This window comes from Tabrizicola aquatica, assembly GCF_002900975.1.
In the GTDB taxonomy this organism is placed as follows: domain Bacteria; phylum Pseudomonadota; class Alphaproteobacteria; order Rhodobacterales; family Rhodobacteraceae; genus Tabrizicola; species Tabrizicola aquatica.
In genome coordinates this window covers 128,629-152,645 of sequence record NZ_PJON01000002.1, presented here as the reverse complement: position 1 = coordinate 152,645, position 24,017 = coordinate 128,629, and the positions used below count along the sequence as shown (strand labels likewise).

Below are 24,017 nucleotides of genomic sequence, written 5' to 3'. Positions count from 1 at the left end.
GAGGGATTTGCGATGAATGGTATGTACAAGGCTGGCCTGGCTTCGGGCCTTTGTCTGCTGCTCGCGCTGCCCGGCGGGGCGGCCCCGCCCGGCGACCTGCCGTTCGGTGTCTATGACCCCGAAGCGCAGTTCCAGGCCGACGATCAGGTGGTGATCGAGCACGTCTTTCTCCCATGGGAGGACGTCAATCTGGAAACGCTGCTGGACGCCGACCAATACGCCCTGGCCCGCAACCGCGCCCTGATGATCACGGTCGAACCCTGGACCTGGACCCGAAGCGAGCGCAACACCGCCGAGTTCCTGCGTGAGGGCATCCGGGCCGGCTATTACGACGCCAACATGCAGGGCATCTGTTCGGTCATCGGCACGCTGCAAAGCCCGGTCTCGGTCCGCTGGGGCCACGAGATGGACTTTGACGAAGGCCATTTCATCTGGGCCGGCTGGGAACCCGACGACTATATCGAAGCCTACCGCCGCATGATCGACATCTGCCGGGACGCGGCACCGAACATCAACGTGGTCTGGTCACCGCTGGGACTGGAGAACGCGGCCGAGTTCTATCCGGGCGACGATTATGTCGACATTGTGGGCATGTCGATCTTCGGGTTCGAGCCGTGGGAGGCCGAAATCCTGGGCGGCGCGAAGGATTTCGAGGACTGGCTGACCGAACGCTATGCCCGGCTTCAGGGCTTTGGCAAGCCGGTCCTGGTGGCCGAGGTCGGATACTCGGGCAGCGAAGCCTATGTGAATCTTTGGGAAAATCAGGTGCGGCAGACCCGGCCCGACATGCCTTTGCTGGTCGGTTCGGTCTACTTCAACCAGCCCGAGGTCTATCCCTGGCCGGATAATTTCGGCCTGCCGGACTGGCGGATCAATAATCGGGTTTTGCCGGATAATTCTTGAAATCGCCCAGTTCGAGGCCGATTTGGGCCTGAAACACCGGGTCTAATCCCCTTTGGCGCATGGTCTTCGGCCATGCCGAAACGGGGATTGACCTATGGCAAGCAGTGTTTTCCGCACCCTTCGGGTGGCGGCCATGATGGTTTTGTGCGCGGTGCCGGCATTGGCGACCGACGACCGCGACCAGCGTCCCGCACAGACGGCAAGCGCCGGCTTCGACTGGTTCGCAAACGCCGCCAAACCCGTTTCCAAGGCGCAGGCCCTGGCCCGCACCAAGGCCGCCATCCAGAAGGCCAGCGGCCTGTCCAAAGGCGCAAGCTGGGTCTGCTCTCCGGCCGGGTCGGGCCAGAAAGCCTCCTGCTACAAGGGCTAGGCCCTAGACCGGGATATTGTCGATCAGGCGCACGCCGTCCAGCCAGGCGGCTGCCAGCATCCGGCGCGGGCGACGCGGATCGTCCGAAGGCATCAACGTCTCGGCATCGCGCAATTCGATGTATTCCACCCGCTCGAACCCGACCTCGCGCATCGCTTCGGCCGCCTCGCGGATCGCCATGCGGTCAGCGTGTCCGGCGCGGATATCCTCGGCCGCGCGACTGATCGCGGCGTAAAGGACCGGCGCTTTCGCGCGCCCCTCGGCCGTCAGCCGCACATTGCGCGAGGACATGGCCAACCCGTCGGCTTCGCGGATCGTCTCGCAGCCCACGACCTCGACCGGCACGTTCAGGTCGCGCACCAGCCGCAGAACGACCTGCAACTGCTGCCAGTCTTTCTGGCCGAAGTACCCCTTGTCAGCCAGGGTCATCCCGAACAGCTTGGTTACCACCGTGGCCACGCCGTCGAAATGGCCGGGGCGCATGTAACCTTCCAGCGGCTGCGCCACGCCCTGCATCGAAACCGTGGTGATAAAGCCGTCGGGGTAAACCTCCTCGACCGGCGGGGCAAAGATCGCGTCCACTGGGACTGTGGCCAGAAGCGCCGCGTCCGCCTCTTCGCTGCGGGGATATTTCTTCAGATCCTCGGGGTTGTTGAACTGCTTGGGGTTAACGAAGATCGTGGTGATCACCCGGTCGCATTCGGCCCGCGCTCGGTGCGCAAGCGACAGGTGGCCGTCATGCAGCGCGCCCATGGTCGGGACCACGCCCACGGTTTCGCCCCGTGCCTTCCACCCGCGCGCAAGGGCCCGCAGGTCCGCAACGGTCCGCACAATTGGGGTCATTTCTTCACCGGCACCGCATCGGGGAACGAATGCTCGGCCGCAGGGAAGCTTCGCGCGCGCACCTCGGCCGCATAGGCGGCAATCGCCTCGTCCGCCGTCTTGCCCAGCTCGGCATAGCGTTTCACGAACTTGGGCCGGAAGTCGGTGAACAGGCCCAGCATGTCATCCACCACCAGCACCTGCCCGTCGCAATCCACGCCCGCCCCGATGCCGATGGTCGGGATCGCCAGCGCAGCCGTGATCCTCCCGGCCAGCCCTTCCGGCACCTTCTCCAGCACGACCGAGAAGGCGCCCGCCGCCTCGACCGCCTTGGCGTCGGCCATCACCTTGTCCGCCTCTTCCGCGCGGCCCACCACTTTGTAGCCGCCCAGGGTGTTCACCGCCTGCGGCGTCAGGCCCACATGCGCCATGACCGGCACGCCGCGCGCAGTCAGGAAGGCAATCGTCTCGGCCATGTGCAGCCCACCCTCCAGCTTGACCGCAGGGGCGCCCGTCTCGGCCATCAACCGGCTTGCATTGCGGAACGCCTGCTGCGGGCTTTCCTCATAGCTGCCGAAGGGCATGTCGATCACCGGCATCGCCTTTTGCGACCCCCGGACCACGGCGCGGCCATGCAGGATCATCATCTCCAGCGTCACGCCCAGGGTCGAGGGCAGGCCGTGGATCACCATCCCCACGCTGTCGCCCACCAGCACGATATCGCAATGCGCATCGACCAGCCGGGCCACCGGGGTCGAATAGGCGGTCAGCACCACCAGGGGCGCACCGCCCTTGCGGGCCCGGATGTCGGGGGGAAGCACGGGCCGGACAGGGGACGTCGCACTCATGGGGGCCTCCGGTGCGGTTCGCATTCTGCTTGCCATATGGGCACAAGCGGAAAGCCACCGCAACAAATTTGCGCCGCAGCGCAGCACCGCCGACGTCGGGTCGCGGGGTTGACCGCCCCGACAATCCCGGCCCCAATGCCGCGAAAGGAGAGTTCCAATGACCCTGATCCAGCGCGTCACCCGCATCGGCTCGGTGCCCGAAACTGGCGGACCGGCCCCGGACCGGCTGATCTCGGGAAACCCGGTGCATACCACCTGGAACCTGGAAGAGACGGACGGCCTGTACTGCGGCCTGTGGCAGTCGACCCCCGGCAAATGGCGGGTCGTCTATGCCGAGTGGGAATATTTCCACATCATCAGCGGCTATTCGATCCTGACCAGCGCCGACGGGACGGTGACGCAGCTGCACGCGGGTGACAGCCTGATCATCCGTCCCGGTTTTGAGGGCACCTGGGAGGTGGTCGAGACCACTCTCAAGGATTACGTCATCAGAACCTGGTAGTGTCCGAGGTCCCCGCGACCACCACCGCATCGGCGGGGGCAGGGCGCGGGCAATCCGCCGGCTCGATCCCGCGGCGGGCGCAGGCAGCCAAACGCTTCTTGTCGGCCTTCTCGGCGGCGGCCTTGTCCTTCGCCTCTTGCTTGGCGATGGCGGCCATGTCCTTTTCCTTCTGCGCGATGTTCTCGGGCGTCTCGGGCACCAGACGACCGTAGGCGTCGCTCATCTGCGGGCCTTCCAGCGCCAGGCTTTCGCCTTCTGTCCGAACCTTCACGCGCGCCCCGTTCGGGACCTTGGTATACAGGTCGATGATATCCTGGTTGAACAGCCGGATGCAGCCCGCGCTGGTCGCATAGCCGATCGACGCCGAATCCGAGGTGCCGTGGATGCGGAACATCGTGTCGCGTCCGCCGCGATACAGATACAGCGCCCGCGCCCCCAGGGGGTTCGTCAGCCCGCCCGGCAGGCCGCCGGCATAGGCGGCGTACAGGTCGGGCCGGGTGCGAACCATGTTGGCGGTCGGCGTCCACGACGGCCATTCCGCCTTGCGGCCGATCACGCCGGTGCCGCGGAACGACAGCCCCTCGCGGCCGACGGCGATGGGATAGCGCGTCGCGGTTCCGCCTTCGCCCACCAGATACAGCTTGCGCGCATAGGTATCGACCACGATGGTCCCCGGCGCCTCGTCCCCGGTATAGGCCACCTCCACGCGGCGGTTGCCTTCGTACAGGTATTTCTCGGGAACCGGCTCGATGAAGAACTCGCCATCCTGGATGCCTTCATAACCCGGAACGACCGGAGGCTCCTTGGACGTGGGCGCGCCGGCGCAGGCGGCAAGCAAAGGCAGGGCAAGGATCGCGAAGATCCGGGCAAGGGCGTGGGACACGTTCAGACTCGATTTATGGCAGCTTTGGCCCACCTTGCGCCACGCGCGCGGTCCTACGTCAAGCCTGAATCTTAATATCTTTCCGAATCTTCCCCGCCAAAGCGGCCCGGACCCGGTAATCCCCGGATCCGGGCCAGTCCTTCAGCCCACGACGTTGAACGCCGGGCCATAGGGGTAATGCGTGATATCCTCGGCCCCGTCCTCGGTGACGACCAGGATGTCATGCTCGCGGTAGCCACCCGCGCCGGGCTGGCCGTCGGCGATGGTCAGCATCGGCTCCATGCTGATGACCATGCCGGGCTCCAGCACCGTGTCGATATCCTCGCGCAGCTCCAATCCGGCCTCGCGGCCATAGTAGTGCGACAGCACCCCGAAGCTGTGGCCATAGCCGAAGGTCCGGTATTGCAGCATGTCGCGTTCCGCGAGGAACTCGTTGATCTTGGCCGTGACACCCGAGCAGCTTGCCCCCGGCACCAGCAGGCTCATCCCGTACTCATGCGCGGCGATGTTCGCCTCCCAGATCTTCAGGCTGGCATCGTCCACCTCGCCCACGAACATGGTCCGCTCCAGCGCGGTGTAATAGCCGCTGATCATCGGGAAGCAGTTCAGGGACAGGATATCCCTGCGCTGCAACTTGCGGTTGGTCACCGGGTTGTGCGCGCCATCGGTGTTCAGGCCCGACTGGAACCAGACCCAGGTGTCGCGGTATTCCGCATCGGGGAAGCGCCTGGCAATCTCGCGCTCCATCGCGTCGCGGCCGGCCATCGTGACCTCCAGCTCGGTCGCGCCGACCTTGACCGCATCGCGGATCGCATAGCCGCCCACATCGGCCACGTTCGCCCCGTGCTTGATCAAGGCGATCTCGGCCGGCGACTTGCGCATCCGCTGCTCCATCGTCGCCGCCGCGATATCGACCCCGCGCGAGGGCTTGAGGAACGCGTTCAGCTTCTCGGCCCGCTCCATCGTCAGATGGTCCGCCTCGCAGCCGATCACCTTGCCCTCGCCGGTGATGCTGGCAACCACGCGCCAGAAATTGTCGCGCTTCCAGTCGGTATAGGTGATGTTGTCCCCGATCGACCGCCGCCATGGCTGGCCCGCGTCGATCCCGGCGCTGACCGTGACGCAATCGGTTTTGGTGACAACGCAGGCATAGGGCCGGCCAAAGCTGCAATACAGAAAGCCCGAGTAATAGGCGACGTTGTGCATGCTGGTCAGCACCACCGCGTCCAGCCCGTGCATGTCCATGATGTCATGCAGGCCGGCCAGGCGGTCGTGGTATTCGGCATCGGCGAAGGGCAGGGCGTCCTTCTTGCCGCCGTTGTGATAGCGATACTGCTCGGGACGGATAAGTTCCATGTCAGACCCCATTGATACGGGGCCGCTGGATGGGACCCCGAAAGGTCCCGGCGTACAGGACGGAAGCGGAGATATCCGCAAGCGTCGGGGCATCTGCCCCTGTGGCGACGCCATCGCCACGGCTCCCGCTCGTTTTGCGCTGTCCCGGCCCGCCGCGCAAGTGCGTTTCCGACCCTTGCGGGCGGCGATTGCGACCCCATGTAACTGCGTGACACATGGAAGAGGTGAAAGATGCGCTGCCCGGTTGACGGTGAAACCCTGGTGATGGCCGATCGTGGCGGGGTCGAGATCGACTATTGCCCGAAATGCCGTGGCGTCTGGCTGGACCGGGGCGAGTTGGACAAGATCATCGAGCGTTCGATGGGGGGGGCCGCCGTTGCCCCTGCGCCGGCCGCCGCGCCGATGGCTCCACCGCCGCCCACCCAGCAGCACGCCGCCCCCGTCTATCAGCCCGAACCGCGCGCGCCGCAGTACCGTGACGACGACCGTCGCCGGCACAAGGACTATGACGACGACGACGACCATCGCTACGGCTACAAGAAGAAGCGGAGGGAAAGCTTCCTCTCCGACCTGTTCGATTTCTGAGTCCGGGTGACAAAGCGGCCTGGCGGGCAGGTTAACTATCCCCTTCCCCCGCCACGCCGCTTGGTCTACCACTTCGCCATGACCTGGACGATCCCGAACACCCTGACGGTCCTCCGGCTGCTGGCCGCTCCCGGCGTGGCGCTCATGTTCCTGTATTTCCATCGCCCCTGGGCGGACTGGTTTGCGCTGGCGCTGTTCGTCAGCGCGGCGCTGACCGACTGGTTCGACGGCTACCTCGCCCGGCTGTGGAAGCAGGAGTCGAAGTTCGGCGCGATGATGGACCCGATTGCCGACAAGGCGATGGTGGTCATCGCGATCATGGTCATCACCGGCTACAACGGGATGAACCCCTGGCTGATCCTGCCCGCCACCATCATCCTGTTCCGCGAGGTTTTCGTCTCGGGCCTGCGTGAGTTTCTGGGGGCGAAGGCCGGGCTGCTGAAGGTTACCAAGCTGGCCAAGTGGAAAACCACCGCGCAGATGGTCGCCATTGCGGTCCTGTTCCTGGGCACCGGGCTGGATTATCTGAACGTCCTTGCTCTGGAAGGGATGACCCCCGAACAGCATGTCGCCGCCGTCGCCGCCGGCGAGGCCGAGGCGATCCGCACCTGCGGCACCCGCGACTGCGCCTCCTATGCGAACACGGTTGGCATCGGGCTACTGTGGATTGCGGCCCTTCTGACCGCGATTACGGGCGTGGAGTATTTCACCAAGTCGCTGCCCTACCTGCGGGACGGGAAATGATCGACGTCCTCTATTTTGCCTGGGTCCGGGAACGGATCGGGCTTCCCCGTGAGCAGGTCGAGACCCGGGCCGCCACCGTGGCGGGTCTGGTCGACGAACTCCGCGCCCGGGAAGAGCGGTATGCGGCGGCCTTTGCCGACACCTCGGCCCTGCGGGTCGCGCTGGACCAGGAACTTGCAGATTTCGACGCGCCCCTTGCCGGGGTGCGCGAGGTGGCCTTCTTCCCGCCGATGACGGGCGGCTGAGATGGGCGTCCGCGTCCAGGCCGCCCCGTTCGACCAGGGCGCCGAGATCGCGGCCTTCACCGCCGCCGCTGCCGGTGCCGGGGCGGTGGTCAGCTTCACCGGGATCGTCCGACCGGACCACGGACTGACCGGGATGGAGATCGAGCATTACCCGGGCATGACCGAAAAGGCGATTCGGTCGATCCTGGATCAGGCCGTCCGGCGGTGGTCGCTGGTGGACGGGCTGGTGGTCCACCGCTACGGGCTGCTGGCCCCGGGCGAGGCGATCATGATGGTCGCCACCGCAGCCCCGCACCGGGGCGACGCCTTCGCGGCGGCAGAGTTCCTGATGGACTACCTGAAATCCCGCGCGCCGTTCTGGAAGAAGGAAAGCCGGGACGGCGGGGCGACCTGGGTGGCGGCCAGGGAGGCCGACGAGGACGCGCTGAAACGCTGGTAGTGTCCACAGTGGACAGATTGGTGTTATTCAAGAATTACAAAGGCTTGTCCGTGGGTGTTCAGGGTTTCTTAACCTGTGGCCCAAAGCGGCTGCGCCATGCTGGTTGCAGGTCGCTGGGCATCGGTTCCGCCAGATACACCGCCCTTGCGATGGCGCGGGCCAGGCAGGTGGCGGCGGCGTGGCCCAGCTGGAACAGGTCCACCACCGGGTCAGCCAGCGACCGCGCGCCGGTGGCGGCGGCAAAGACCAGATCGCCGTCCAGCGGCGAATGCGAGGGCACCAGCGCCCGGGCCATCCCGTCATGCGCGGCCACCGCCATGCGCTGCGCCTGCGCCTTGGACAGGCGCGCATCGGTCGCGACGATCGCGATGGTCGTCGCCTCGCCCATCCGCTTGCGGGGCAAGGGCGCGTCGTGCGGGATCAGGGGCGCGGGGCCGAGGCTGCCGAACTCCCCCGCCTCCTCCCAGGGGGCGGCCCAGAAATGCGGGGTCTCGCCCACGGTGGCCTGCCCCAGCGCATTGACCGCCACCAGCGCGCCGACGGTCAGGCCCGAGGGCAGCACCAGAGAGGCCGAGCCGAGCCCGCCCTTCAGGTTGCCCGTCATCGCGCCATAGCCCGCCCCTGCGGTGCCAAGGCCAAAGTCGCGCCCCGCGGCGTCCAGCGCCGCGCGACCCAGGGCGGGATAGGGGCTGTCCCCCCAACCATTGTCGCCGCCGTTCAAAAGGTCGAACAGGATCGCCCCCGGCACGATCGGCACCCGGACCGGCCCGACCGGGAACCCCCGGCCGATGGCCCGCAGGCCCGCCATGATCCCGGTGCCGGCGTCCAGCCCGAAGGCCGACCCGCCGGACAGGAACAAGGCATCCACCTGTTCCACCAGCTTGTCCGGGGCCAGAAGATCCGTCTCGCGTGTGCCGGGCGCGCCGCCCATGACATGGACGGCGGCGGTGAAGGGGCGGTCGGCGGTCAGGACGGTGACGCCCGAGCGCAGGGTGGCGTCCTGCGCATTGCCGACGACAAGGCCGGGCACATCGGTGATCAGGTTCAGGGGGCCGGGACGCATGGGGTGAAGCCTAGCCCGGACGTCGGCGCGCGGGAAGTCCTGCGCCGCGCTGAGGGTAGGGTGGGGTTCAACCCCACCCTACGCCTTGGCCGAGAAGTAGTCTGCAATGGTCCGGGCCATCGCTTCCGAAATCCCGTCCACTGCCTGCAAATCCGCCACCCCGGCCCGCGCGACGGCCTTGGCAGACCCGAAGTGCTGCAGGAGGGCGCGTTTGCGGGTGGCCCCGACGCCGGGGATGTCGTCCAGCGGCGTCAGGCTGACGGCCTTGGCCCGCTTGGCGCGGTGGGCGCCGATGGCCCAGCGGTGGGCCTCGTCCCGCAGGCGCTGGATGAAATAGAGGACGGGGTCGTTCCTCTGCAGGGCGAAGGGGCGCTCACCCGGGCGGTGGAATTCCTCTTTCCCGGCGTCGCGGTCGATGCCCTTGGCGACGCCGACCATCGGGATATCCTCGACCCCAAGCTCGGACATGATCTCGGCCACGGCCGACACCTGCCCCGCGCCACCGTCGATCAGCAGGAGGTCGGGCCACATGTCGGTCTTGCGCTGGGGGTCTTCCTTCAGCAGACGCTCAAACCGGCGGGTCAGGACTTCCTTCATCATCCCGAAGTCGTCGGAGTTCGCCCCGGCTTCGGACTTGATGTTGAACTTGCGGTATTGCGATTTCAGGAAGCCCTCGGCCCCGGCGACGATCATCCCGCCCACGGCATTGGTGCCCTGGATGTGGGAGTTGTCGTAGACCTCGATCCGCTGCGGTGGGGCGTCAAGGTCGAAGGCTTCGGCCAGGCCCTGAAGCAGCCTGTTCTGGGTGGAGGACTCGGCCATCCGGCGGGCCAGGCTTTCGCGCGCGTTGCGGGCGGCGTTCTCCACCAGTTCCGCCTTTTCGCCGCGCTGGGGAACCGTCAGTTCGACCTTGCGGCCGGCGCGGGCGGACAGGGCCTCGGTCACCAGGTCGGAGTTGTCGACGGGGTGGGAGAGAAGGATCAGCCGGGGCGGGTCTTTGTCGTCGTAGAACTGGGTGAGAAAGGCCTCCATGATCTCGGGCGCTTCGGCCCCGGCGCCGGTCTTGGGGTAGAAGTCGCGGTTGCCCCAGGACTGGTTGGCGCGGATGAAGAACACCTGCACACAGGCCTGGCCGTGTTCGAGGTGGAGGGCGACGACGTCGGCCTCGGCCACGCCTTGCGGGTTGATGCCTTGCGTCTGCTGGACCTGGGTCAGCGCCTTGATCCGGTCACGCAGGGCGGCGGCGCGTTCGAACTCCATCGCCTCGGAGGCGGCGGCCATGTCGCGGGCCAAGTCGGCCTGGACCGAAGTGGTCTTGCCTTCCAGAAACCGCTTGGCATCGTCGACCAGGGTGGCATAGCCCTCGGCCGTGATCTTGCCGACGCAGGGCGCGCTGCAGCGCTTGATCTGGAATTGCAGGCAGGGGCGGGTGCGGCTGTCGAAGATCGAGTCCGAGCAGTTGCGCAGCAGGAACACCTTTTGCAGCTGGTTCAGTGTGCGATTGACGGCGCCTGCCGACGCGAAGGGGCCGAAGTAGGCACCCTTTTCCGACTTCTTGCCGCGATGCTTCTTGATCTGCGGGTAGGGGTGTTCGGAGGAGATCAGGATGTTCGGGAACGACTTGTCGTCGCGCAGCAGCACGTTGTAGCGCGGCTTCAGCTGTTTGATGAGGTTCTGTTCCAGCAGCAGAGCCTCAAGTTCTGTCCGGGTGGTCAGGAACATCATTGATGCCGTTTCGTGGATCATCCTAGCGATGCGGCCGGAATGTCCCGAGGGTCGCGCATAGTTCGACACCCGGGCCTTCAGGTTGCGCGCCTTGCCGACATACAGCACCTCGGATGCGGCGTTCAGCATCCGGTACACCCCCGGCGAGCCGTCGAGTGTTTTGAGGTAATCCTGGATCACCTCGTGTCCGCTGCGGGGTTTCTGGTCCATGGCTTACAGTCTGTCGATTCTACGGTTGGGCTGCCACCTCTGCGGGGTGCTGGCAAGGGTAAAGCTGTCCACGGAATCTGGGGATAACTCTGCGGAGAAGTTTTCGTGAGCGCGGAATTTCCGTGGTTTTCAGGCGGTTTCGTGAGGTTGCCTATTTTTTGGGCGTTTTTGCAAGTCTTTGGAATCTAACGAAAGATTTTTAGGAGCGCGCCAAATCCCTGAAATTCAACGCGAATTATGACGAATGCGTGAAGGCCGGGGCGAAAGTGGACAACTTCCGGGGGAGGGCGCTATTCGACGCCCAGCACATCGGGGGTTTGCCAGGCGAGATGCTGCCCGCCGTCGATGGCAAGGAACTGGCCGGTGACGGCCGGACTGTCCAGAAAGAAGCCCAGTGCGGCGGTGATGTCGGCGGGATTCGCGCCCCGGCCCAGCACCGTCGCGGCGCGCTGGCGGGCAAAGTGCTGGGCGGATTGCCGGGCGCCCTGCAGGGTGGGGCCGGGGCCGATGGCGTTCACGCGGACATGCGGCGCAAGGCCCTGGGCGGCGGTGCGGGTCAGGGCCCAGAGACCCATCTTGGCGATGGTATAGGTGCTGAACTCGGGCGTCAGTTTCAGGATGCGCTGGTCGATCATGTTGACGACCAGGCCCAGGGCGAGGGGTTCGCCAGCCTCATCCGGGGTGGCCGGGGGGCATTGCCGGGCGAAAGCTTGCGTCAGCACATAGGGCGCACGCAGGTTTGATTCGATGTGGCGGTCCCAGCTTTGGCGGGTCGAGGTTTCGATCCGGTCGTATTCGAAGATCGACGCGTTGTTGACCAGCACGGTCAGCGGCCCCAGCGCGGCGGTCACGGCGGGGATCAGCGCCTGGGTCGCATCCTCGGACAAAAGGTCGGCCTGGAAGGCCTGCGCCTTACGGCCAAGCGCGCGGATCTCGGCCACCACGGCCTCGGCCTCGTCAGCCGAACTGGCGTAATGCACTGCCACGTCATGCCCGCGCCGTGCCAGATACAGCGCCATCGCGCGGCCAAGCCGCTTGCCCGCCCCGGTCACCAATGCCGTCATTTCCCGCCCCCTTTGCAGTCGCATGTCGTGCGGCCGATCAGATAGCGCCCGCAGTCCGCGCAGCGAGGGGCCCCCTTGCGTTTTCGCAGCACGCGGGGAAGGGCCGAGGGGAACAGCACCCTGCCGACCAGGGCGACAAGGACCATCAGAAGCAGAAAGACGAAGATGATCTTGAACAGCATCTACAGGCCATACCGCGCCCAAAGCGCCCGGTCCTCGACCGCGCCCAGGGTCTCGTCGACCAGGGAAAGGCCGAACCGTTGGAACAGGCTGCGCTTGCGGCCAAGGGGGACCAGCCGGACCTTGTCGCCGTAAAGCGCCTTCAGCTTCGGCACCAGATGCGCAACCCCATCGGCCAGACCCAGGTCCACCGCATGCTGGCCTGCCCAGATATCGGCGTTGAACAGGTCCGCCGTGTCGCTTAGCCGTTTCCCGCGTGAGGCGCGAACATGGTCGATGAAGGCCTGGTGGATCGGGCCTTGCAGGGCTTTCAACCGCTCCACATCCTCGGGCTTCTGCGGCAGGAACGGGTCGGCAAAGCTTTTCGACCGGCCGGCCGTGACCACCCGACGCTCTACCCCCTGACGCGCCATCAGTTCCGGGAAGCCGAAGCTGGCGAAGATCACGCCGATGGAACCGACAAGGCTGCTGGGATCGACCCAGATGTCATCCGCCGCGCAGGCCAGCCAATAGCCGCCCGAGGCCGCCACATCCTCGACAAAGGCGTGGACGGGAACCTTCTTCTCCTCGGCCAGCCGCCGGATGCGCGCCGCGATCAGGCTGGACTGCACCGCCGACCCGCCGGGCGAGTTGACCTGCAAGGCCACCGCGACCGGCTTCATCTTGAAGGCCTTTTCGATCAGCGGGGCCAGCGCCTCGTCATTCAGGGCGCGCGAGCCGGTGCCGATGGTGCCGCCAAGGCGTATCACCGGGACAAGGCTGGGTTTCGGCAGGAAGGGGAGGAAGCGTCTCATGGGCCAGAGGTAAGCCCCCGACCTGCAACCGGCAAGGGGTCATGCGGGGAGGGGGGCTTGCGGGCTGCGGCGGGGCGCGGCAGGGTCTGGGGATGATCGACAAGCTGGAAATGTTCATCGCGCTGGCGAAAGAGCGGCACTTTGGCCGCGCGGCCGAGGTTTGCGGGGTCACGCAGCCGTCGCTGTCGTCCGCGATCCGGCAGCTGGAGGATCAACTGGGCGTGCAGCTTGTGTTCCGCGGCAGCCGGTTCCAGGGCCTGACGCCCGAGGGTCAGCGCGTTTTGGACCGGGCGCTAGGCATCGTCGGCGACGTGCGCGCGCTGAAGGACGAGATGCGGGTGGTCCGCACCGGCCTGTCCGGCAACCTGCGGATTGGGGTCATTCCGACCGCGCTGCCGATGGTGGCCGACCTGACGGGGCCGTTCACGCAAAAGCACCCCAATGTCCGCGTGTCGATCCTGTCGCGCACCAGCATCGAGATCCTGACCGGGATCGAGGCTTTGGACCTGGAAGCCGGGATCACCTATCTGGACAACGAACCCCTGGGCCGGGTCAGCCAGGTGCCTTTGTATACCGAGTTCTACCGGCTGCTGATTGCGCCGGGGTCGGAAATGGCCGGGCGGCGGCAGGTGACGTGGAACGAGCTTTCGTCGGTGCCGTTGTGTCTGCTGACGTCGGACATGCAGAACCGGCGGATCGTGAACCAGCATCTGGGCGAGGCTGGGGTGGATGCGGTGCCGATGATTGAATCGAACTCGACGATGGCTTTGGTCGCGCATGTGCTGACCGGGCGCTGGGCGAGCGTGGTGCCGAAGAAGCTGGCGGATATGTTCGTGGCGGATGGACGGTTGCATTCGATCCCCATCGTCGAGCCGGAGGCGGAGCATACGGTCGGCCTGATCGCGGCGCGGCGTGACCCGCAAACTCCGGTCCTGCAGGCGCTGGTGGATGAGGCGGTGCGGCTGTTTCGATAGGGTTTGTCTATCGTTCGACGGTATATCGGCATTGATATGCCTATCAATCGGCGTATACCTCTGCATGCCAGCCAGAGGTTTGCCCGCATGCTCGATTCCCACGCCCAAACAGACCGGATCGCCGAGATCCTTGACGCCCATCGCGGGCTGGAGGGTCCGCTGTTGCCGATCCTTCACGCGATCCAGGAAGCCTTCGGCTATGTCCCCGACAGTGCCGTGCCGCAGATCGCCAAAGCGCTGATGCTGTCCAAGGCGGAGGTGCATGGGGTGATCAGTTTCTACCACGATTTCCGCGCGGCCCCGGCTGGTCGGCATGTGCTGAAGTTGTGCCGGGCCGAGGCGTGCCAGACCGTTGGCGCGGATGCGGTTGCGGACCGGATCAAGGCGGCGCTGGGGATCGACTGGCACGAGACCACGCCCGATGGCCGCGTGACGCTGGAGCCGGTGTTCTGCCTGGGCCTTTGCGCCTGCGGACCGGCGGCGATGGTCGATGGGAGGCTGGTGGGTCGCTGTGATGAGGGCGTTCTGGCAGAGGTGGCGAAATGAAGCTTTACGTTCCTCTGGACAGTGTTGCGGTTGCCCTGGGCGCGGATGCTCTGGTTGCCGCCATTGAAGCTGAAGCCGCGCGTCGTGGGGTTACGGTTCAGGTCGTCCGCAATGGCAGTCGCGGGATGGTGTGGCTGGAGCCGCTGGTTGAGGTGGTGACGGATGCGGGCCGTGTGGGCTTTGGCCCGCTGACGGTCGCTGACGTGCCGGGGCTGTTCGGCGATCTGGCCGCGCATCCGAAGGCGCTGGGCTTGGTCGATGAGCTGCCCTGGATGAAGGGTCAGACCCGGCTGACCTTTGCTCGGGTGGGCGTGATCGATCCCCTGTCGCTGGAGGATTACGTCGCGCATGGCGGGCTGGTGGGGCTGGAGCGTGCCGTTGCGATGACCAGGACCCAGATCGTGGCCGAGGTGACCGAAAGCGGTCTGCGCGGTCGCGGTGGTGCCGGTTTCCCGACGGGGATCAAGTGGAAGACGGTGTCTGAGGCGCCGGGCGACCAGAAATACATCGTCTGCAACGCGGATGAGGGCGACAGCGCCACTTTCGCCGACCGGATGCTGATGGAGGGCGACCCCTTCACGCTGATCGAGGGCATGGCGATTGCCGGGTTGGCCTGCGGGGCGACCAAGGGCTACGTCTATATCCGCAGCGAATATCCGGTGGCGATCCGGGTGATGGACGCCGCGGTGAAGATCGCGCGTGAGGCCGGGGTGCTTGGTCCGCGTTTCGACATGGAAATCCGTGTGGGCGCGGGGGCCTATGTCTGCGGCGAGGAAACCTCGCTTCTGAACAGCCTGGAGGGCAAGCGCGGCGTGGTGCGTGCCAAGCCGCCTTTGCCGGCGCTGCAAGGGTTCATGGGGCGGCCCACGGTGGTGAACAACGTGATCTCGCTGGCCTCGGTTCCGGTGATCATGGCCAAGGGTGCGGCGTTCTACAAGGACTTCGGTCTGGGCCGCAGCCGGGGCACGATCCCGCTGCAGATCGCCGGGAACGTCAAGTTCGGCGGGCTTTACGAAGTGGCGTTCGGCCTTACGCTGGGCCAGATCGTCAACGAGATCGGCGGCGGCACGGCCAGTGGTCGCCCGGTCAAGGCGGTGCAGGTCGGTGGCCCCCTGGGCGCCTGGTTCCCGCCGTCGCTGTTCGACACGCCCTTCGGGTACGAGGAGTTTGGCGCCAAGGACGGGCTGATCGGCCATGCCGGCCTGACCATTGCCGACGACTCGACCGACATGCTGGCCATGGCCCGCTTCGCGATGGAGTTCTGCGCCATCGAATCCTGCGGCAAATGCACCCCCTGCCGCATCGGTGCGGTGCGGGGCGTGGAAACGCTGGACCGTCTGGCCGCGGGCGATGCCAGTGCGATCCCGCTGATCACCGACCTGTGCAACACGATGAAATCCGGCTCGCTTTGCGCCCTTGGGGGGTTCACCCCCTATCCGGTGATGAGCGCGCTGACCCATTTCCCCGATGACTTCGCCCGCGCGAAAGAGGCTGCAGAATGAAAGACTTCATCATCCCCGACCGCGACTTCGGCACCCCTGCCTCGAAGTCCAAGACGATGGTCACGCTTAACATCGACGGCTTTGACGTGACCGTGCCCGAGGGCACCAGCATCATGCGCGCGGCGGCAGAGATCGGGATTTCCGTCCCCAAGCTGTGCGCCAGCGACAACATGGAGGCGTTCGGGTCCTGCCGTCTGTGCCTGGTCGAGATCGAGGGCCGCAATGGTACTCCGGCGTCCTGCACCACTCCGGTGGCGCCGGGGCTGAAGGTCCACACCCAGAACTCCAAGCTGAAGCAGCTGCGGCGCGGGGTGATGGAGCTTTACATCTCGGACCACCCGCTGGACTGCCTGACCTGTGCGGCGAATGGCGACTGCGAGTTGCAGGACATGGCGGGCGCGGTGGGCCTGCGCGACGTGCGGTACGAACCTGCGCCGACGGGCGAATTCGCGAACCACTTCACGGTGAAGAACACCAGCGGCGAGGCGAACCCGCAGTGGCTGCCGAAGGACAACTCCAATCCCTATTTCGCCTATGACCCGGCGAAATGCATCGTCTGCTCGCGCTGCGTCCGGGCTTGTGAGGAAGTGCAGGGCACTTTCGCGCTGACCATCGAGGGCCGGGGCTTCGACAGCCGTGTGTCGTTCGGCGCCAAGACCGATGACGCCTTGACCTCGGACTGCGTGTCCTGCGGCGCTTGCGTGCAGGCCTGCCCGACGGCGACGCTGACCGAAAAGTCGGTGATCGACATCGGCACCCCGGACCGCAGCATCATCACCACCTGCGCCTATTGCGGTGTGGGTTGTTCGTTCAAGGCCGAGATGCGGGGCGACGAGCTGGTCCGCATGACCCCCTACAAGCACGGCAAGGCCAACCGGGGCCATTCCTGCGTCAAGGGCCGCTTCGCCTATGGCTACGCCACGCACCAGGACCGCATCCTGAAGCCGATGATCCGCGACAGCATCGACCAGCCCTGGCAGGAAGTGTCCTGGGCCGAGGCGATGGAGTTTGCCGCTGCCAAGATGAAGGGCATCCAGGCCAAGTACGGGCGGAATTCCGTCGGCGTGATCACCTCCAGCCGCTGTACGAACGAGGAAACCTACCTCGTCCAGAAGCTGACCCGCGCGGTGTTCATGAACAACAACACCGATACCTGCGCCCGGGTGTGCCACTCGCCCACGGGCTATGGCCTGGGTCAGACCTTCGGCACCAGCGCCGGCACGCAGGACTTTGACAGCGTCGAAGAGTCCGACGTGATCATGGTGATCGGCGCGAACCCCTCGGCCGCGCACCCGGTCTTTGCATCGCGCATGAAGAAGCGGCTGCGGCAGGGCGCGAAGCTGATCGTCGTCGACCCGCGCCGCACGGAAACGGTGGAAGGCCCGCACTACAAGGCCGCGCATCACCTGGCGCTGACGCCGGGGACGAACGTGGCTGTCGTATCGGCGCTGGCCCACGTGATCGTCACCGAGAAGCTGTACAACGAGACCTTCATCCGTGAGCGTTGCGACTGGGATGAGTTCCAGGATTATGCCGAGTTCATCGGCGCCCCCAACCACTCCCCCGAAGCGGTGGAACTGGTCACGGGCGTCCCGGCCGAGGAAATCCGCAAGGCCGCGCGTCTGTACGCGACCGGCGGCAATGGGGCGATCTACTACGGGCTGGGCGTGACAGAACACTCGCAGGGGTCGACCACCGTCATCGGGATCGCCAACCTTGCGATGCTGACCGGCAACATCGGTCGCAAGGGCGTGGGCGTGAACCCGTTGCGCGGGCAGAACAACGTGCAGGGTTCCTGCGACATGGGCTCGTTCCCGCATGAACTGCCGGGCTACCGCCATGTGAAAAACCCCGAGGTCCGCGCGATCTATGAGAAAGCGTGGGGCGTGACCATCGACCCGGAACCCGGCCTGCGCATCCCGAACATGCTGGATGCGGCGGTCGAGGGCACGTTCAAGGGCCTGTACTGCCAGGGCGAGGACATCCTGCAATCCGACCCCGACACCCACCACGTCGCGGCGGGTCTTGCGGCGATGGAATGCGTGATCGTCCACGACCTGTTCCTGAACGAAACCGCGAACTACGCGCATGTGTTCTTCCCCGGCTCGTCCTTCCTGGAAAAGGACGGCACCTTCACCAACGCCGAGCGGCGGATCAACATGGTCCGCAAGGTGATGGCCCCGAAGCAGGGCTATGCCGACTGGGAAGTGACCCAGATGTTTGCCAACGCGATGGGGGCGAACTGGGGCTACACCCACCCGTCGCAGATCATGGACGAAATCGCCATGACCACGCCGTCCTTTGCCGGTGTGAACTATGAGAAGATCGAGACCATGGGCAGCGTCCAGTGGCCCTGCAACGACAAGGCGCCGGAAGGCACGCCCTTGATGCACATCGACGGGTTTGTCCGCGGCAAGGGCAAGTTCATCCGCACCGAATACGTGGCGACGGACGAAAAGACCGGCCCGCGCTTCCCGCTGTTGCTGACGACGGGGCGTATCCTGTCGCAGTACAACGTGGGCGCGCAGACCCGGCGGACGGCCAACGTGGTGTGGCATGACGAGGATCTCTTGGAGATCCACCCGCATGACGCCGAAAACCGGGGTATCCGGGAAGGCGACTTCGTCCGGCTGGCCTCACGCTCGGGGGAAACCACGCTGAAGGCGACGATCACCGACAAGGTCTCACCCGGTGTGGTCTACACGACCTTCCACCACCCGGACACGCAGGCGAACGTCATCACCACCGACTTCAGTGACTGGGCGACGAACTGCCCGGAATACAAGGTGACGGCGGTGCAGGTCAGCCCGTCCAACGGCCCGTCCGAATGGCAAGAGGAATACGCGGCGCAGGCGGCCCTGTCGCGGCGGATTCTGGCGGCGGAATGAAGGGCGCGCGGGCCACCCCTCGGTTGGTGTTCGGTTCGTCGGTTGCGGCCGGCGAGCGGGTGCTGCCCGAAGAGGTGGCCGTCGCTCTGTCGTTCAACGGGACGACGCAGGCGGTGATGATGGCGACCCCGGCGGACCTGGAGGATTTCGGGTTCGGGTTTGCGCTGACCGAAGGCATCGCCCGGCCGGAGGAGATCCTGTCGGTCGAGGTCGAGCCGGTGCCGCGTGGTCTGGACGTCCAGGTCTGGCTGCACCCCGAGGCCGAGGCGCGGCTGGCGGCCCGGCGTCGCACGATGTCCGGCCCGGTAGGCTGCGGGCTGTGCGGGATCGACTCGATCGACCAGGCGCTGCGCGAGGTGCCGGTGGTGCCGCCATCGGCCTTCAGCATGACGCCCGCCCAGGTGCAGGCGGCGGTGGCGGCGCTGCCGGGGGAACAGCGGCTGCATGACGCGACGCGAGCGGTGCATGGCGCGGCGTTCTGGAACGGCCGGGTCCTGCTTGCGCGGGAGGATGTGGGCCGGCACAACGCGCTGGACAAGCTGGTCGGGGCGATGGTGCGTGCCAGCACGCAGCCTATGGGGGCGGTCGTGCTGACCTCTCGCGTCTCGACCGATATGGTCCAGAAGGTCGCCATGCTGGGCGCGCCGATGATCATTGCCGTCTCGGCCCCCACGGTCGCGGCGGTGGAACTGGCCGAGCGGGTGGGGATCACCCTGGTCGCGCTGGCAAAGGGGGACCGGTTCGAGGTCTTCTCGCACACGGATCGATTGAGGATGGAGAGCGCCCATGTCGGCTGAAAAGATCACGCGGATGGCGAACCAGATCGCGCAGTTCATGGAATCGAAGCCCCATGCCGAGGGGGTGGCGCTGCTGGCCTCTCATATCAACGACTTCTGGGACCCCCGGATGCGGCGGCAGTTGTTCGAGCTGCTGGACGCGGGCGGGGCGGGGTTCCGGCCCCTGGTCCTGGACGCGGCCGGGGCGATCCGGCGGCCTGCGGTCGAGGCGGCGTAAGCCTGTCCACGGTGGACAAAGCGGCATTCCTGTTACATTCCAGGCACTTGGCTGTGGGCGTTCAGGGTTTCTTAACGGGTCTCTGACCTGCCCTTTGCGCCCCCTCGTCCTGACCCTCTCTCAGGTGGAGAGGGGACGCGTGGGAAAGCGGAAGCCGGACATCTCGGCTGTGGCGCGGGCGGTTACTCTTTCAGCACCCCGGCCAGATGCGCGCCATAGCTGGACTTGCCGAACACCTGGGCCTGCTTCTCCATCCCGTCGCGGGAAATCCAGCCCTGCCGGAAGGCGATCTCGTCCGGCGAGCCGACCTGCATCCCCTGCCGGTCCTGCAAGGTGCGCACGAAGTTGCCGGCGTCCAGCAGGCTGCCCGGCGTGCCGGTGTCCAGCCAGGCAAAGCCGCGGCCCATGCGTTCGACCTGTAGCGAGCCTTCGGCGCGGTAATGTTCCAGGACGTCGACGATCTCCAGCTCACCGCGTGAAGAGGGCTGGATCTGCGCCGCGATCTCGGGCGCGCGGCCGTCCAGGAAATAAAGCCCGGTGATCGCAAAGCTGGAGGGCGGATTGCTGGGCTTTTCCACGATGCTGGTGACGCGGCCCGAGGCATCGAAGGCCGCGACGCCATACCGTTCAGGGTCCGAGACGTGATAGCCGAACACCGTCCCGCCCGTCGGTTGCGCATGCGCGCGGTGCAGGATTTCGGGCAAGCCGTGGCCGAAAAAGATGTTGTCGCCCAGCACCATGGCCGAGGGCGCGCCGGCCAGGAAATCGCGGGTCAGGAGGTAGGCCTGCGCCAGCCCCTCGGGCCGTTCCTGGATGATCCAGGTGAAGGCCAGACCCCACTGGCTGCCATCGCCGAGCAGGCGCTGGAACTGGGGCTGATCCTCGGGCGTGGTGATGATGGCAATCTCGCGGATGCCGGACAGCATCAGGACCGAGATCGGGTAGTAGATCATCGGCTTGTCATAGATCGGCAGCAGTTGCTTCGACGTGCCCAGCGTGATCGGCCAGAGACGCGAGCCGGTTCCCCCGGCGAGGAGAATGCCTTTGCGGGTCATTGCGTCAGCTCTTTCATTATGGCGGCCAGACCCTGCCGCCAGTCGGGGCGGGCGATGCCGAAGGTCGTTGCAAGCGAGGTGCAGTCGAGGCGCGAGTTGAGCGGACGCTGCGCCGGGGTCGGGTAGGCCGAGGAAGGAATATCCTCGACCGCCGTTGACCGGCCGGCCTGACGGAAGATTTCGCGTGCGAAATCGGCCCAGCTGGTGTCGGGTGCGCCAGACAAATGGTAGGTGCCGGATTTTGCCGGGTCGGCCGCCAGGTGACGGGCCATGTCAAGAAGGGCGGCGGCGATGGCGGCGGCGGGGGTGGGGCCGCCGATCTGGTCGGCGACGACGGTCAGCCGGTCGCGGGTTTCCGAAAGCCGCAGCATTGTCTTGACGAAATTCGCGCCATGGGCCGAGACAACCCACGAGGTGCGCAGGATCGCGTGCGGGCCACCTGCCGCGCGGACACCGATTTCACCCGCAAGCTTGGACCGGCCATAGGCGCCCAGCGGGCCGGTCGGGTGATCGGGGGTGAAGGGCCGGTCGCCGGTGCCGTCGAAAACGTAATCGGTAGAGATGTGCAGGAAGGGCAGGCCCCTGGCGGCAGCAGCCTGTGCCATTGCCGTGGGGGCGTCGCCGTTCACGATGGTGGCGGCGGGTTCCTCGGCCTCGGCCTTGTCGACGGCGGTCCAGGCGGCGGCGTTGATGATCGCGTCGGCGTCGGTCGCGGCGACGGCGGCGGAGCAGGCGGCGGGGTCCATAAGGTCGGCTGCGTCGCGGCCAAGACAGGTGGCGTCGGGGGCGAGGCGTTGGAGTTCGCGGGCGACCTGCCCGGTTTGGCCGAAAACAAGCAGCTTCATTTGCCGGTGATCCGATAAGCCAAGGTGCCAAGGAATTCCTTCAGGGCGAGATTGACGCCAAGAAGGTTTCGGTCAAGCCGCCAGATGCCACGCAGGGCGGCCAAGTCCCCGGACCGGAAGTCGACGGGCCACGCAATGATCCCCTGCCAGCCATTGCGAACAAAGGTCTCATGGGCACGGGGCATATGAAAGGCAGAGGTCACGAGGACCCAGGTCTCGCCGGGCTGCGGCTGGACGAGGTCATGGGTCAGGCGGGCGTTTTCCGCAGTGTTGCGCGAGGTTTGTTCAAGTGTGATCCGATCTGGCGCAATGCCAAGGGCGATCCAGGTGGCGCGAACCATTTCGGACGGGTCGGTGGTGTCCTCGTCGCGCCCGACGGTGGCAGAGCCGCCGGTGAACACCAGGCGCGCGGCGGGGAAGCGGTGGGCCAGCATGGCGCTTTCGATCAGGCGTTCACCAGCCTCATTTAGCTGCGGTCCGCCCCAGAGGCGGTGGGCTCCGGTTGTTTCGGCCCCGCCAAGCACGATGATCCCATCCACTTGCGGAAGGGCAATGCGGGCGGGGAAGCTGCGCTCCAGCGGATCAAGCAGGAGGTCGCCGAGCGGCAGGAGCGTCAGCGCGAGAGTGCCTGTGAATACGGTCCCCAGCGTCCAGCCGGCCAGTCGGAGCCGGCCGCGCCAAAGGCCCCAGAGGGCCAGAGCCATGAGGAAGAGCGCCCAGCTTTCCACCCGCGCGACCATGCCGACGGTCTTGGAGGCGATGAAGAACAGCGTCTCCATCAGGCTTTGCCCAGCCTTTCGCCGACACCCTGCCGGTTCAGCAGCGGCTGCCACCACGCCTGGTTGTCCAGATACCAGCGCACGGTGCGGCGCAGGCCTTCCTCCACCGTGACGGATGGCCGCCAGCCCAGTTCCTCGCGGATGCGGCTGGGGTCGATGGCATAGCGGGCGTCGTGGCCGGGGCGGTCGGTGACGAAGGTGATCTGGTCGCTGTATGGGGTGGCTTTTGGGGCCATTTCGTCCAGCAGCGCGCAGATGGTGCGGACAAGGTCGATATTCCGCCGCTCATTCTCGCCGCCGATGTTGTAGCTGCGGCCGACCTGGCCCTTCTGGACAACCAGCAGCAGGGCATCGGCGTGATCTTCGACATAGAGCCAGTCGCGGACATTCTCGCCCTTGCCGTAAACCGGGATCGGCCGCCCGTGCAGGGCGTTCAGGATCACGACCGGGATCAGCTTTTCGGGGAAGTGGTAGGGGCCGTAGTTGTTCGAGCAGTTGGTCAGGACGGTGGGCAGGCCGTAGGTCTCGGCCCAGGCGCGGACCAGGTGGTCGGAGGCGGCCTTGGACGCGGAATAGGGGCTGCGCGGGTCGTAGGGCGTGGTTTCGGTGAACTGGCCAATGGGACCGAGCGAGCCGAACACCTCATCGGTGGAGATGTGGTGGAAGCGGAAGCTGTCCGGCTTGCCAGCCCGCGTCCAGTGGGTGCGGGCGGCCTCCAGCAGGTTGAAGGTGCCGGTGATGTTCGTCTCGATAAAGTCGGCGGGGCCGTCGATTGAGCGGTCGACATGGCTTTCGGCGGCAAGGTGCATCACCGCGTCGGGGGCGTGGGTGGCAAAGATGCGGTCCAGCGCGGCGCGGTCGCGGATGTCGGCCTGTTCAAAGCTGTAGAGGTTGGACTGGGCGACCGGGGCGACGTTCGCCAGGTTCGCAGCATAGGTCATGGCGTCAAGGTTGACGACTTCATGGCCCCGCGACACCGCCAGCCGCACGACGGCCGAGCCGATGAACCCGGCACCGCCGGTGACGAGGAGTTTCATGCGGCCTCCCAGCGGAACGGGGTTCCGATCTGCGACAAAAGCGGTGCGCGGGCGTCCTTGTCGGACAGGATCGGCGCGGTGGTGCCCCAGTCGATGCCAAGCGCCGGGTCGTCCCAGCGCACGGCGCCGTCATGCTGGGGCGCATAAAGGTCGGTGCATTTGTACTGCACCTCGGTGTCGTCCATCAGCGTGACGAAGCCGTGCAGAAAGCCCTTGGGGACCAGAAGCTGCCGGCCGTTTTCGGGCGTCAGTTCCACGGCGACGTGCTGGCCATAGGTCGGCGAGCCGGCGCGGATATCGACCGCCACATCCAGGATCGCCCCGCGCGAGCAGCGGACGAGCTTGTGCTGCGCCCGTGGTGGCGACTGGAAATGCAGGCCGCGCAGCGTGCCCTTGGCGGCCGAGAACGAGTGGTTGTCCTGGACCCAGGGCAGGTCCAGCCCGGCCTCGGCCATGCGGGCGGCGTTCCAGGTCTCGGTGAACCAGCCGCGGCCGTCGCCGAAGCGGCGGGGGGTCAGGATCAGGACATCGGGGAGGGCGGTCGGTTCGATCTGCATCCGGGCACCATTTGACACGCGGGCAGAGAAACCAGATTGGGCCGGCTTTTGCAAACCATGCGTCGCGGGCGGGTCTGTTCGCCGCCG

26 protein-coding genes and 1 pseudogene are annotated in these 24,017 nt (G+C 66.2%); 13 read left to right on the top strand and 14 right to left on the bottom strand.

The window, feature by feature from the left end:
- Positions 1–12: 12 nt before the first annotated feature.
- Both CXR42_RS09145 and CXR42_RS09140 read left to right on the top strand, forming a co-directional pair.
- Positions 13–903, top strand: a complete 891-nt coding sequence (locus CXR42_RS09145) for a glycoside hydrolase family 26 protein (RefSeq protein ID WP_103257243.1) — start codon at positions 13–15, stop codon at positions 901–903.
- Between the two features lie 94 nt (positions 904–997).
- Positions 998–1,273 carry a hypothetical protein gene (locus tag CXR42_RS09140; RefSeq protein ID WP_103257242.1) on the top strand — a complete coding sequence of 92 codons (276 nt, stop codon included), beginning with the start codon at positions 998–1,000 and terminating at the stop codon, positions 1,271–1,273.
- Between the two features lie 3 nt (positions 1,274–1,276).
- On the opposite strand, the gene panC is transcribed toward CXR42_RS09140, so the two are convergent.
- Positions 1,277–2,116 (bottom strand): pantoate--beta-alanine ligase, encoded by an 840-nt coding sequence (gene panC, locus CXR42_RS09135; RefSeq protein ID WP_103257241.1) that lies wholly within the window; start codon positions 2,114–2,116, stop codon positions 1,277–1,279.
- A complete protein-coding gene (panB, locus tag CXR42_RS09130; RefSeq protein WP_103257240.1) occupies positions 2,113–2,943 on the bottom strand; it encodes a 3-methyl-2-oxobutanoate hydroxymethyltransferase in 831 nt (276 codons plus the stop codon). The genes panC and panB overlap by 4 nt, the downstream gene beginning before the upstream one ends.
- Before the next feature lie 157 nt (positions 2,944–3,100).
- On the opposite strand from panB, the gene CXR42_RS09125 reads away from it, so the two are divergent.
- Positions 3,101–3,445: a cupin domain-containing protein gene (locus tag CXR42_RS09125; RefSeq protein ID WP_103257239.1), complete on the top strand. Its 345-nt coding sequence runs from the start codon at positions 3,101–3,103 to the stop codon at positions 3,443–3,445.
- Positions 3,446–3,605: 160 nt separating this feature from the next.
- Here the strand turns inward: CXR42_RS09125 and CXR42_RS09120 are convergent.
- Together CXR42_RS09120 and CXR42_RS09115 are read right to left on the bottom strand one after the other, a co-directional pair.
- Positions 3,606–4,328, bottom strand: a pseudogene (locus CXR42_RS09120) (L,D-transpeptidase); the annotation flags it as partial.
- A gap of 141 nt (positions 4,329–4,469) precedes the next feature.
- Positions 4,470–5,684, bottom strand: a complete 1,215-nt coding sequence (locus CXR42_RS09115; protein WP_425444853.1) for an aminopeptidase P family protein — start codon at positions 5,682–5,684, stop codon at positions 4,470–4,472.
- A gap of 231 nt (positions 5,685–5,915) precedes the next feature.
- Here CXR42_RS09115 and CXR42_RS09110 point away from each other — a divergent pair, with 231 nt between their 5' ends.
- The 4 genes from CXR42_RS09110 to CXR42_RS09095 all read left to right on the top strand — a co-directional run bounded on the left by CXR42_RS09110 (position 5,916) and on the right by CXR42_RS09095 (position 7,697).
- Positions 5,916–6,269, top strand: a complete 354-nt coding sequence (locus tag CXR42_RS09110; protein ID WP_103257237.1) for a TFIIB-type zinc ribbon-containing protein — start codon at positions 5,916–5,918, stop codon at positions 6,267–6,269.
- A 78-nt stretch (positions 6,270–6,347) separates the two neighbouring features.
- Entirely contained in the window at positions 6,348–7,013 is a 666-nt protein-coding gene (gene pgsA, locus CXR42_RS09105) for a CDP-diacylglycerol--glycerol-3-phosphate 3-phosphatidyltransferase (RefSeq protein ID WP_103257236.1), read from the top strand.
- The gene (gene moaD / locus CXR42_RS09100; RefSeq protein ID WP_103257235.1) at positions 7,010–7,258 is read left to right on the top strand and encodes a molybdopterin converting factor subunit 1; all 249 of its coding nucleotides are present in this window, start codon (positions 7,010–7,012) and stop codon (positions 7,256–7,258) included. The genes pgsA and moaD overlap by 4 nt, the downstream gene beginning before the upstream one ends.
- Position 7,259: 1 nt before the next feature.
- Complete coding sequence (locus CXR42_RS09095; protein ID WP_103257234.1) at positions 7,260–7,697, top strand: molybdenum cofactor biosynthesis protein MoaE; 438 nt, start codon at positions 7,260–7,262, stop codon at positions 7,695–7,697.
- Between the two features lie 58 nt (positions 7,698–7,755).
- Here CXR42_RS09095 and CXR42_RS09090 read toward each other — a convergent pair whose 3' ends face one another.
- From CXR42_RS09090 to CXR42_RS09070, 5 genes are all read right to left on the bottom strand, one after another.
- On the bottom strand, positions 7,756–8,760 hold the full coding sequence (locus CXR42_RS09090; protein WP_103257233.1) for a P1 family peptidase: 1,005 nt from the start codon (positions 8,758–8,760) through the stop codon (positions 7,756–7,758).
- A 78-nt stretch (positions 8,761–8,838) separates the two neighbouring features.
- Positions 8,839–10,695, bottom strand: coding sequence for an excinuclease ABC subunit UvrC (gene uvrC, locus CXR42_RS09085; RefSeq protein WP_103257232.1), 1,857 nt, complete (start codon positions 10,693–10,695; stop codon positions 8,839–8,841).
- A 290-nt stretch (positions 10,696–10,985) separates the two neighbouring features.
- Complete coding sequence (locus tag CXR42_RS09080) at positions 10,986–11,759, bottom strand: SDR family oxidoreductase (RefSeq protein ID WP_103257231.1); 774 nt, start codon at positions 11,757–11,759, stop codon at positions 10,986–10,988.
- Positions 11,756–11,941, bottom strand: coding sequence for a hypothetical protein (locus CXR42_RS09075; protein ID WP_103257230.1), 186 nt, complete (start codon positions 11,939–11,941; stop codon positions 11,756–11,758). The genes CXR42_RS09080 and CXR42_RS09075 overlap by 4 nt, the downstream gene beginning before the upstream one ends.
- Positions 11,942–12,733, bottom strand: a complete 792-nt coding sequence (locus tag CXR42_RS09070) for a S49 family peptidase (RefSeq protein WP_103257229.1) — start codon at positions 12,731–12,733, stop codon at positions 11,942–11,944. It abuts the gene before it with no gap.
- A gap of 92 nt (positions 12,734–12,825) precedes the next feature.
- Between CXR42_RS09070 and CXR42_RS09065 the strand changes: the two genes are divergently transcribed.
- From CXR42_RS09065 to CXR42_RS09040, 6 genes are all read left to right on the top strand, one after another.
- Positions 12,826–13,707: a LysR family transcriptional regulator gene (locus CXR42_RS09065; RefSeq protein ID WP_103257228.1), complete on the top strand. Its 882-nt coding sequence runs from the start codon at positions 12,826–12,828 to the stop codon at positions 13,705–13,707.
- A gap of 87 nt (positions 13,708–13,794) precedes the next feature.
- Positions 13,795–14,253 (top strand): formate dehydrogenase subunit gamma, encoded by a 459-nt coding sequence (locus CXR42_RS09060; RefSeq protein WP_103257227.1) that lies wholly within the window; start codon positions 13,795–13,797, stop codon positions 14,251–14,253.
- Positions 14,250–15,755, top strand: coding sequence for a formate dehydrogenase beta subunit (locus tag CXR42_RS09055; protein ID WP_103257226.1), 1,506 nt, complete (start codon positions 14,250–14,252; stop codon positions 15,753–15,755). Before CXR42_RS09060 ends, CXR42_RS09055 begins: the two co-directional genes overlap by 4 nt.
- Positions 15,752–18,643, top strand: a complete 2,892-nt coding sequence (fdhF, locus tag CXR42_RS09050) for a formate dehydrogenase subunit alpha (RefSeq protein ID WP_103257225.1) — start codon at positions 15,752–15,754, stop codon at positions 18,641–18,643. Before CXR42_RS09055 ends, fdhF begins: the two co-directional genes overlap by 4 nt.
- A complete protein-coding gene (gene fdhD / locus CXR42_RS09045) occupies positions 18,640–19,440 on the top strand; it encodes a formate dehydrogenase accessory sulfurtransferase FdhD (protein ID WP_103257224.1) in 801 nt (266 codons plus the stop codon). The genes fdhF and fdhD overlap by 4 nt, the downstream gene beginning before the upstream one ends.
- Complete coding sequence (locus CXR42_RS09040; RefSeq protein WP_103257223.1) at positions 19,430–19,657, top strand: formate dehydrogenase subunit delta; 228 nt, start codon at positions 19,430–19,432, stop codon at positions 19,655–19,657. The genes fdhD and CXR42_RS09040 overlap by 11 nt, the downstream gene beginning before the upstream one ends.
- Positions 19,658–19,839: 182 nt before the next feature.
- Here the strand turns inward: CXR42_RS09040 and rfbA are convergent, their stop codons facing one another.
- From rfbA to rfbC, 5 genes are read right to left on the bottom strand one after another with little or no spacing between them, the layout of a single operon-like run.
- Entirely contained in the window at positions 19,840–20,712 is an 873-nt protein-coding gene (gene rfbA / locus CXR42_RS09035; RefSeq protein ID WP_103257222.1) for a glucose-1-phosphate thymidylyltransferase RfbA, read from the bottom strand.
- Positions 20,709–21,557 carry a dTDP-4-dehydrorhamnose reductase gene (gene rfbD / locus CXR42_RS09030; RefSeq protein ID WP_103257221.1) on the bottom strand — a complete coding sequence of 283 codons (849 nt, stop codon included), beginning with the start codon at positions 21,555–21,557 and terminating at the stop codon, positions 20,709–20,711. The genes rfbA and rfbD overlap by 4 nt, the downstream gene beginning before the upstream one ends.
- Positions 21,554–22,336 carry a YdcF family protein gene (locus CXR42_RS09025; protein WP_103257220.1) on the bottom strand — a complete coding sequence of 261 codons (783 nt, stop codon included), beginning with the start codon at positions 22,334–22,336 and terminating at the stop codon, positions 21,554–21,556. The genes rfbD and CXR42_RS09025 overlap by 4 nt, the downstream gene beginning before the upstream one ends.
- A complete protein-coding gene (gene rfbB / locus CXR42_RS09020) occupies positions 22,336–23,373 on the bottom strand; it encodes a dTDP-glucose 4,6-dehydratase (protein WP_103257219.1) in 1,038 nt (345 codons plus the stop codon). Before rfbB ends, CXR42_RS09025 begins: the two co-directional genes overlap by 1 nt.
- On the bottom strand, positions 23,370–23,930 hold the full coding sequence (gene rfbC, locus CXR42_RS09015) for a dTDP-4-dehydrorhamnose 3,5-epimerase (protein WP_103257218.1): 561 nt from the start codon (positions 23,928–23,930) through the stop codon (positions 23,370–23,372). The genes rfbB and rfbC overlap by 4 nt, the downstream gene beginning before the upstream one ends.
- Positions 23,931–24,017: the final 87 nt, after the last annotated feature.

Bases quoted from the DNA above. Each gene is read 5' to 3' on its own strand.
- CXR42_RS09060 (WP_103257227.1), top strand. From the start codon at position 13,795: ATGCTCGATTCCCACGCCCAAACAGACCGGATCGCCGAGATCCTTGAC.
- CXR42_RS09125 (WP_103257239.1), top strand. From the start codon at position 3,101: ATGACCCTGATCCAGCGCGTCACCCGCATCGGCTCGGTGCCCGAAACT.
- uvrC (WP_103257232.1), bottom strand. From the start codon at position 10,695: ATGGACCAGAAACCCCGCAGCGGACACGAGGTGATCCAGGATTACCTC.
- CXR42_RS09140 (WP_103257242.1), top strand. From the start codon at position 998: ATGGCAAGCAGTGTTTTCCGCACCCTTCGGGTGGCGGCCATGATGGTT.
- CXR42_RS09115 (WP_425444853.1), bottom strand. From the start codon at position 5,684: ATGGAACTTATCCGTCCCGAGCAGTATCGCTATCACAACGGCGGCAAG.
- CXR42_RS09145 (WP_103257243.1), top strand. From the start codon at position 13: ATGAATGGTATGTACAAGGCTGGCCTGGCTTCGGGCCTTTGTCTGCTG.
- moaD (WP_103257235.1), top strand. From the start codon at position 7,010: ATGATCGACGTCCTCTATTTTGCCTGGGTCCGGGAACGGATCGGGCTT.
- rfbB (WP_103257219.1), bottom strand. From the start codon at position 23,373: ATGAAACTCCTCGTCACCGGCGGTGCCGGGTTCATCGGCTCGGCCGTC.
- fdhF (WP_103257225.1), top strand. From the start codon at position 15,752: ATGAAAGACTTCATCATCCCCGACCGCGACTTCGGCACCCCTGCCTCG.
- CXR42_RS09065 (WP_103257228.1), top strand. From the start codon at position 12,826: ATGATCGACAAGCTGGAAATGTTCATCGCGCTGGCGAAAGAGCGGCAC.
- rfbC (WP_103257218.1), bottom strand. From the start codon at position 23,930: ATGCAGATCGAACCGACCGCCCTCCCCGATGTCCTGATCCTGACCCCC.
- CXR42_RS09080 (WP_103257231.1), bottom strand. From the start codon at position 11,759: ATGACGGCATTGGTGACCGGGGCGGGCAAGCGGCTTGGCCGCGCGATG.
- CXR42_RS09090 (WP_103257233.1), bottom strand. From the start codon at position 8,760: ATGCGTCCCGGCCCCCTGAACCTGATCACCGATGTGCCCGGCCTTGTC.
- panB (WP_103257240.1), bottom strand. From the start codon at position 2,943: ATGAGTGCGACGTCCCCTGTCCGGCCCGTGCTTCCCCCCGACATCCGG.
- CXR42_RS09055 (WP_103257226.1), top strand. From the start codon at position 14,250: ATGAAGCTTTACGTTCCTCTGGACAGTGTTGCGGTTGCCCTGGGCGCG.
- CXR42_RS09110 (WP_103257237.1), top strand. From the start codon at position 5,916: ATGCGCTGCCCGGTTGACGGTGAAACCCTGGTGATGGCCGATCGTGGC.
- CXR42_RS09025 (WP_103257220.1), bottom strand. From the start codon at position 22,336: ATGGAGACGCTGTTCTTCATCGCCTCCAAGACCGTCGGCATGGTCGCG.
- CXR42_RS09070 (WP_103257229.1), bottom strand. From the start codon at position 12,733: ATGAGACGCTTCCTCCCCTTCCTGCCGAAACCCAGCCTTGTCCCGGTG.
- CXR42_RS09040 (WP_103257223.1), top strand. From the start codon at position 19,430: ATGTCGGCTGAAAAGATCACGCGGATGGCGAACCAGATCGCGCAGTTC.
- CXR42_RS09075 (WP_103257230.1), bottom strand. From the start codon at position 11,941: ATGCTGTTCAAGATCATCTTCGTCTTTCTGCTTCTGATGGTCCTTGTC.
- rfbA (WP_103257222.1), bottom strand. From the start codon at position 20,712: ATGACCCGCAAAGGCATTCTCCTCGCCGGGGGAACCGGCTCGCGTCTC.
- rfbD (WP_103257221.1), bottom strand. From the start codon at position 21,557: ATGAAGCTGCTTGTTTTCGGCCAAACCGGGCAGGTCGCCCGCGAACTC.
- panC (WP_103257241.1), bottom strand. From the start codon at position 2,116: ATGACCCCAATTGTGCGGACCGTTGCGGACCTGCGGGCCCTTGCGCGC.
- CXR42_RS09095 (WP_103257234.1), top strand. From the start codon at position 7,260: ATGGGCGTCCGCGTCCAGGCCGCCCCGTTCGACCAGGGCGCCGAGATC.
- pgsA (WP_103257236.1), top strand. From the start codon at position 6,348: ATGACCTGGACGATCCCGAACACCCTGACGGTCCTCCGGCTGCTGGCC.
- fdhD (WP_103257224.1), top strand. From the start codon at position 18,640: ATGAAGGGCGCGCGGGCCACCCCTCGGTTGGTGTTCGGTTCGTCGGTT.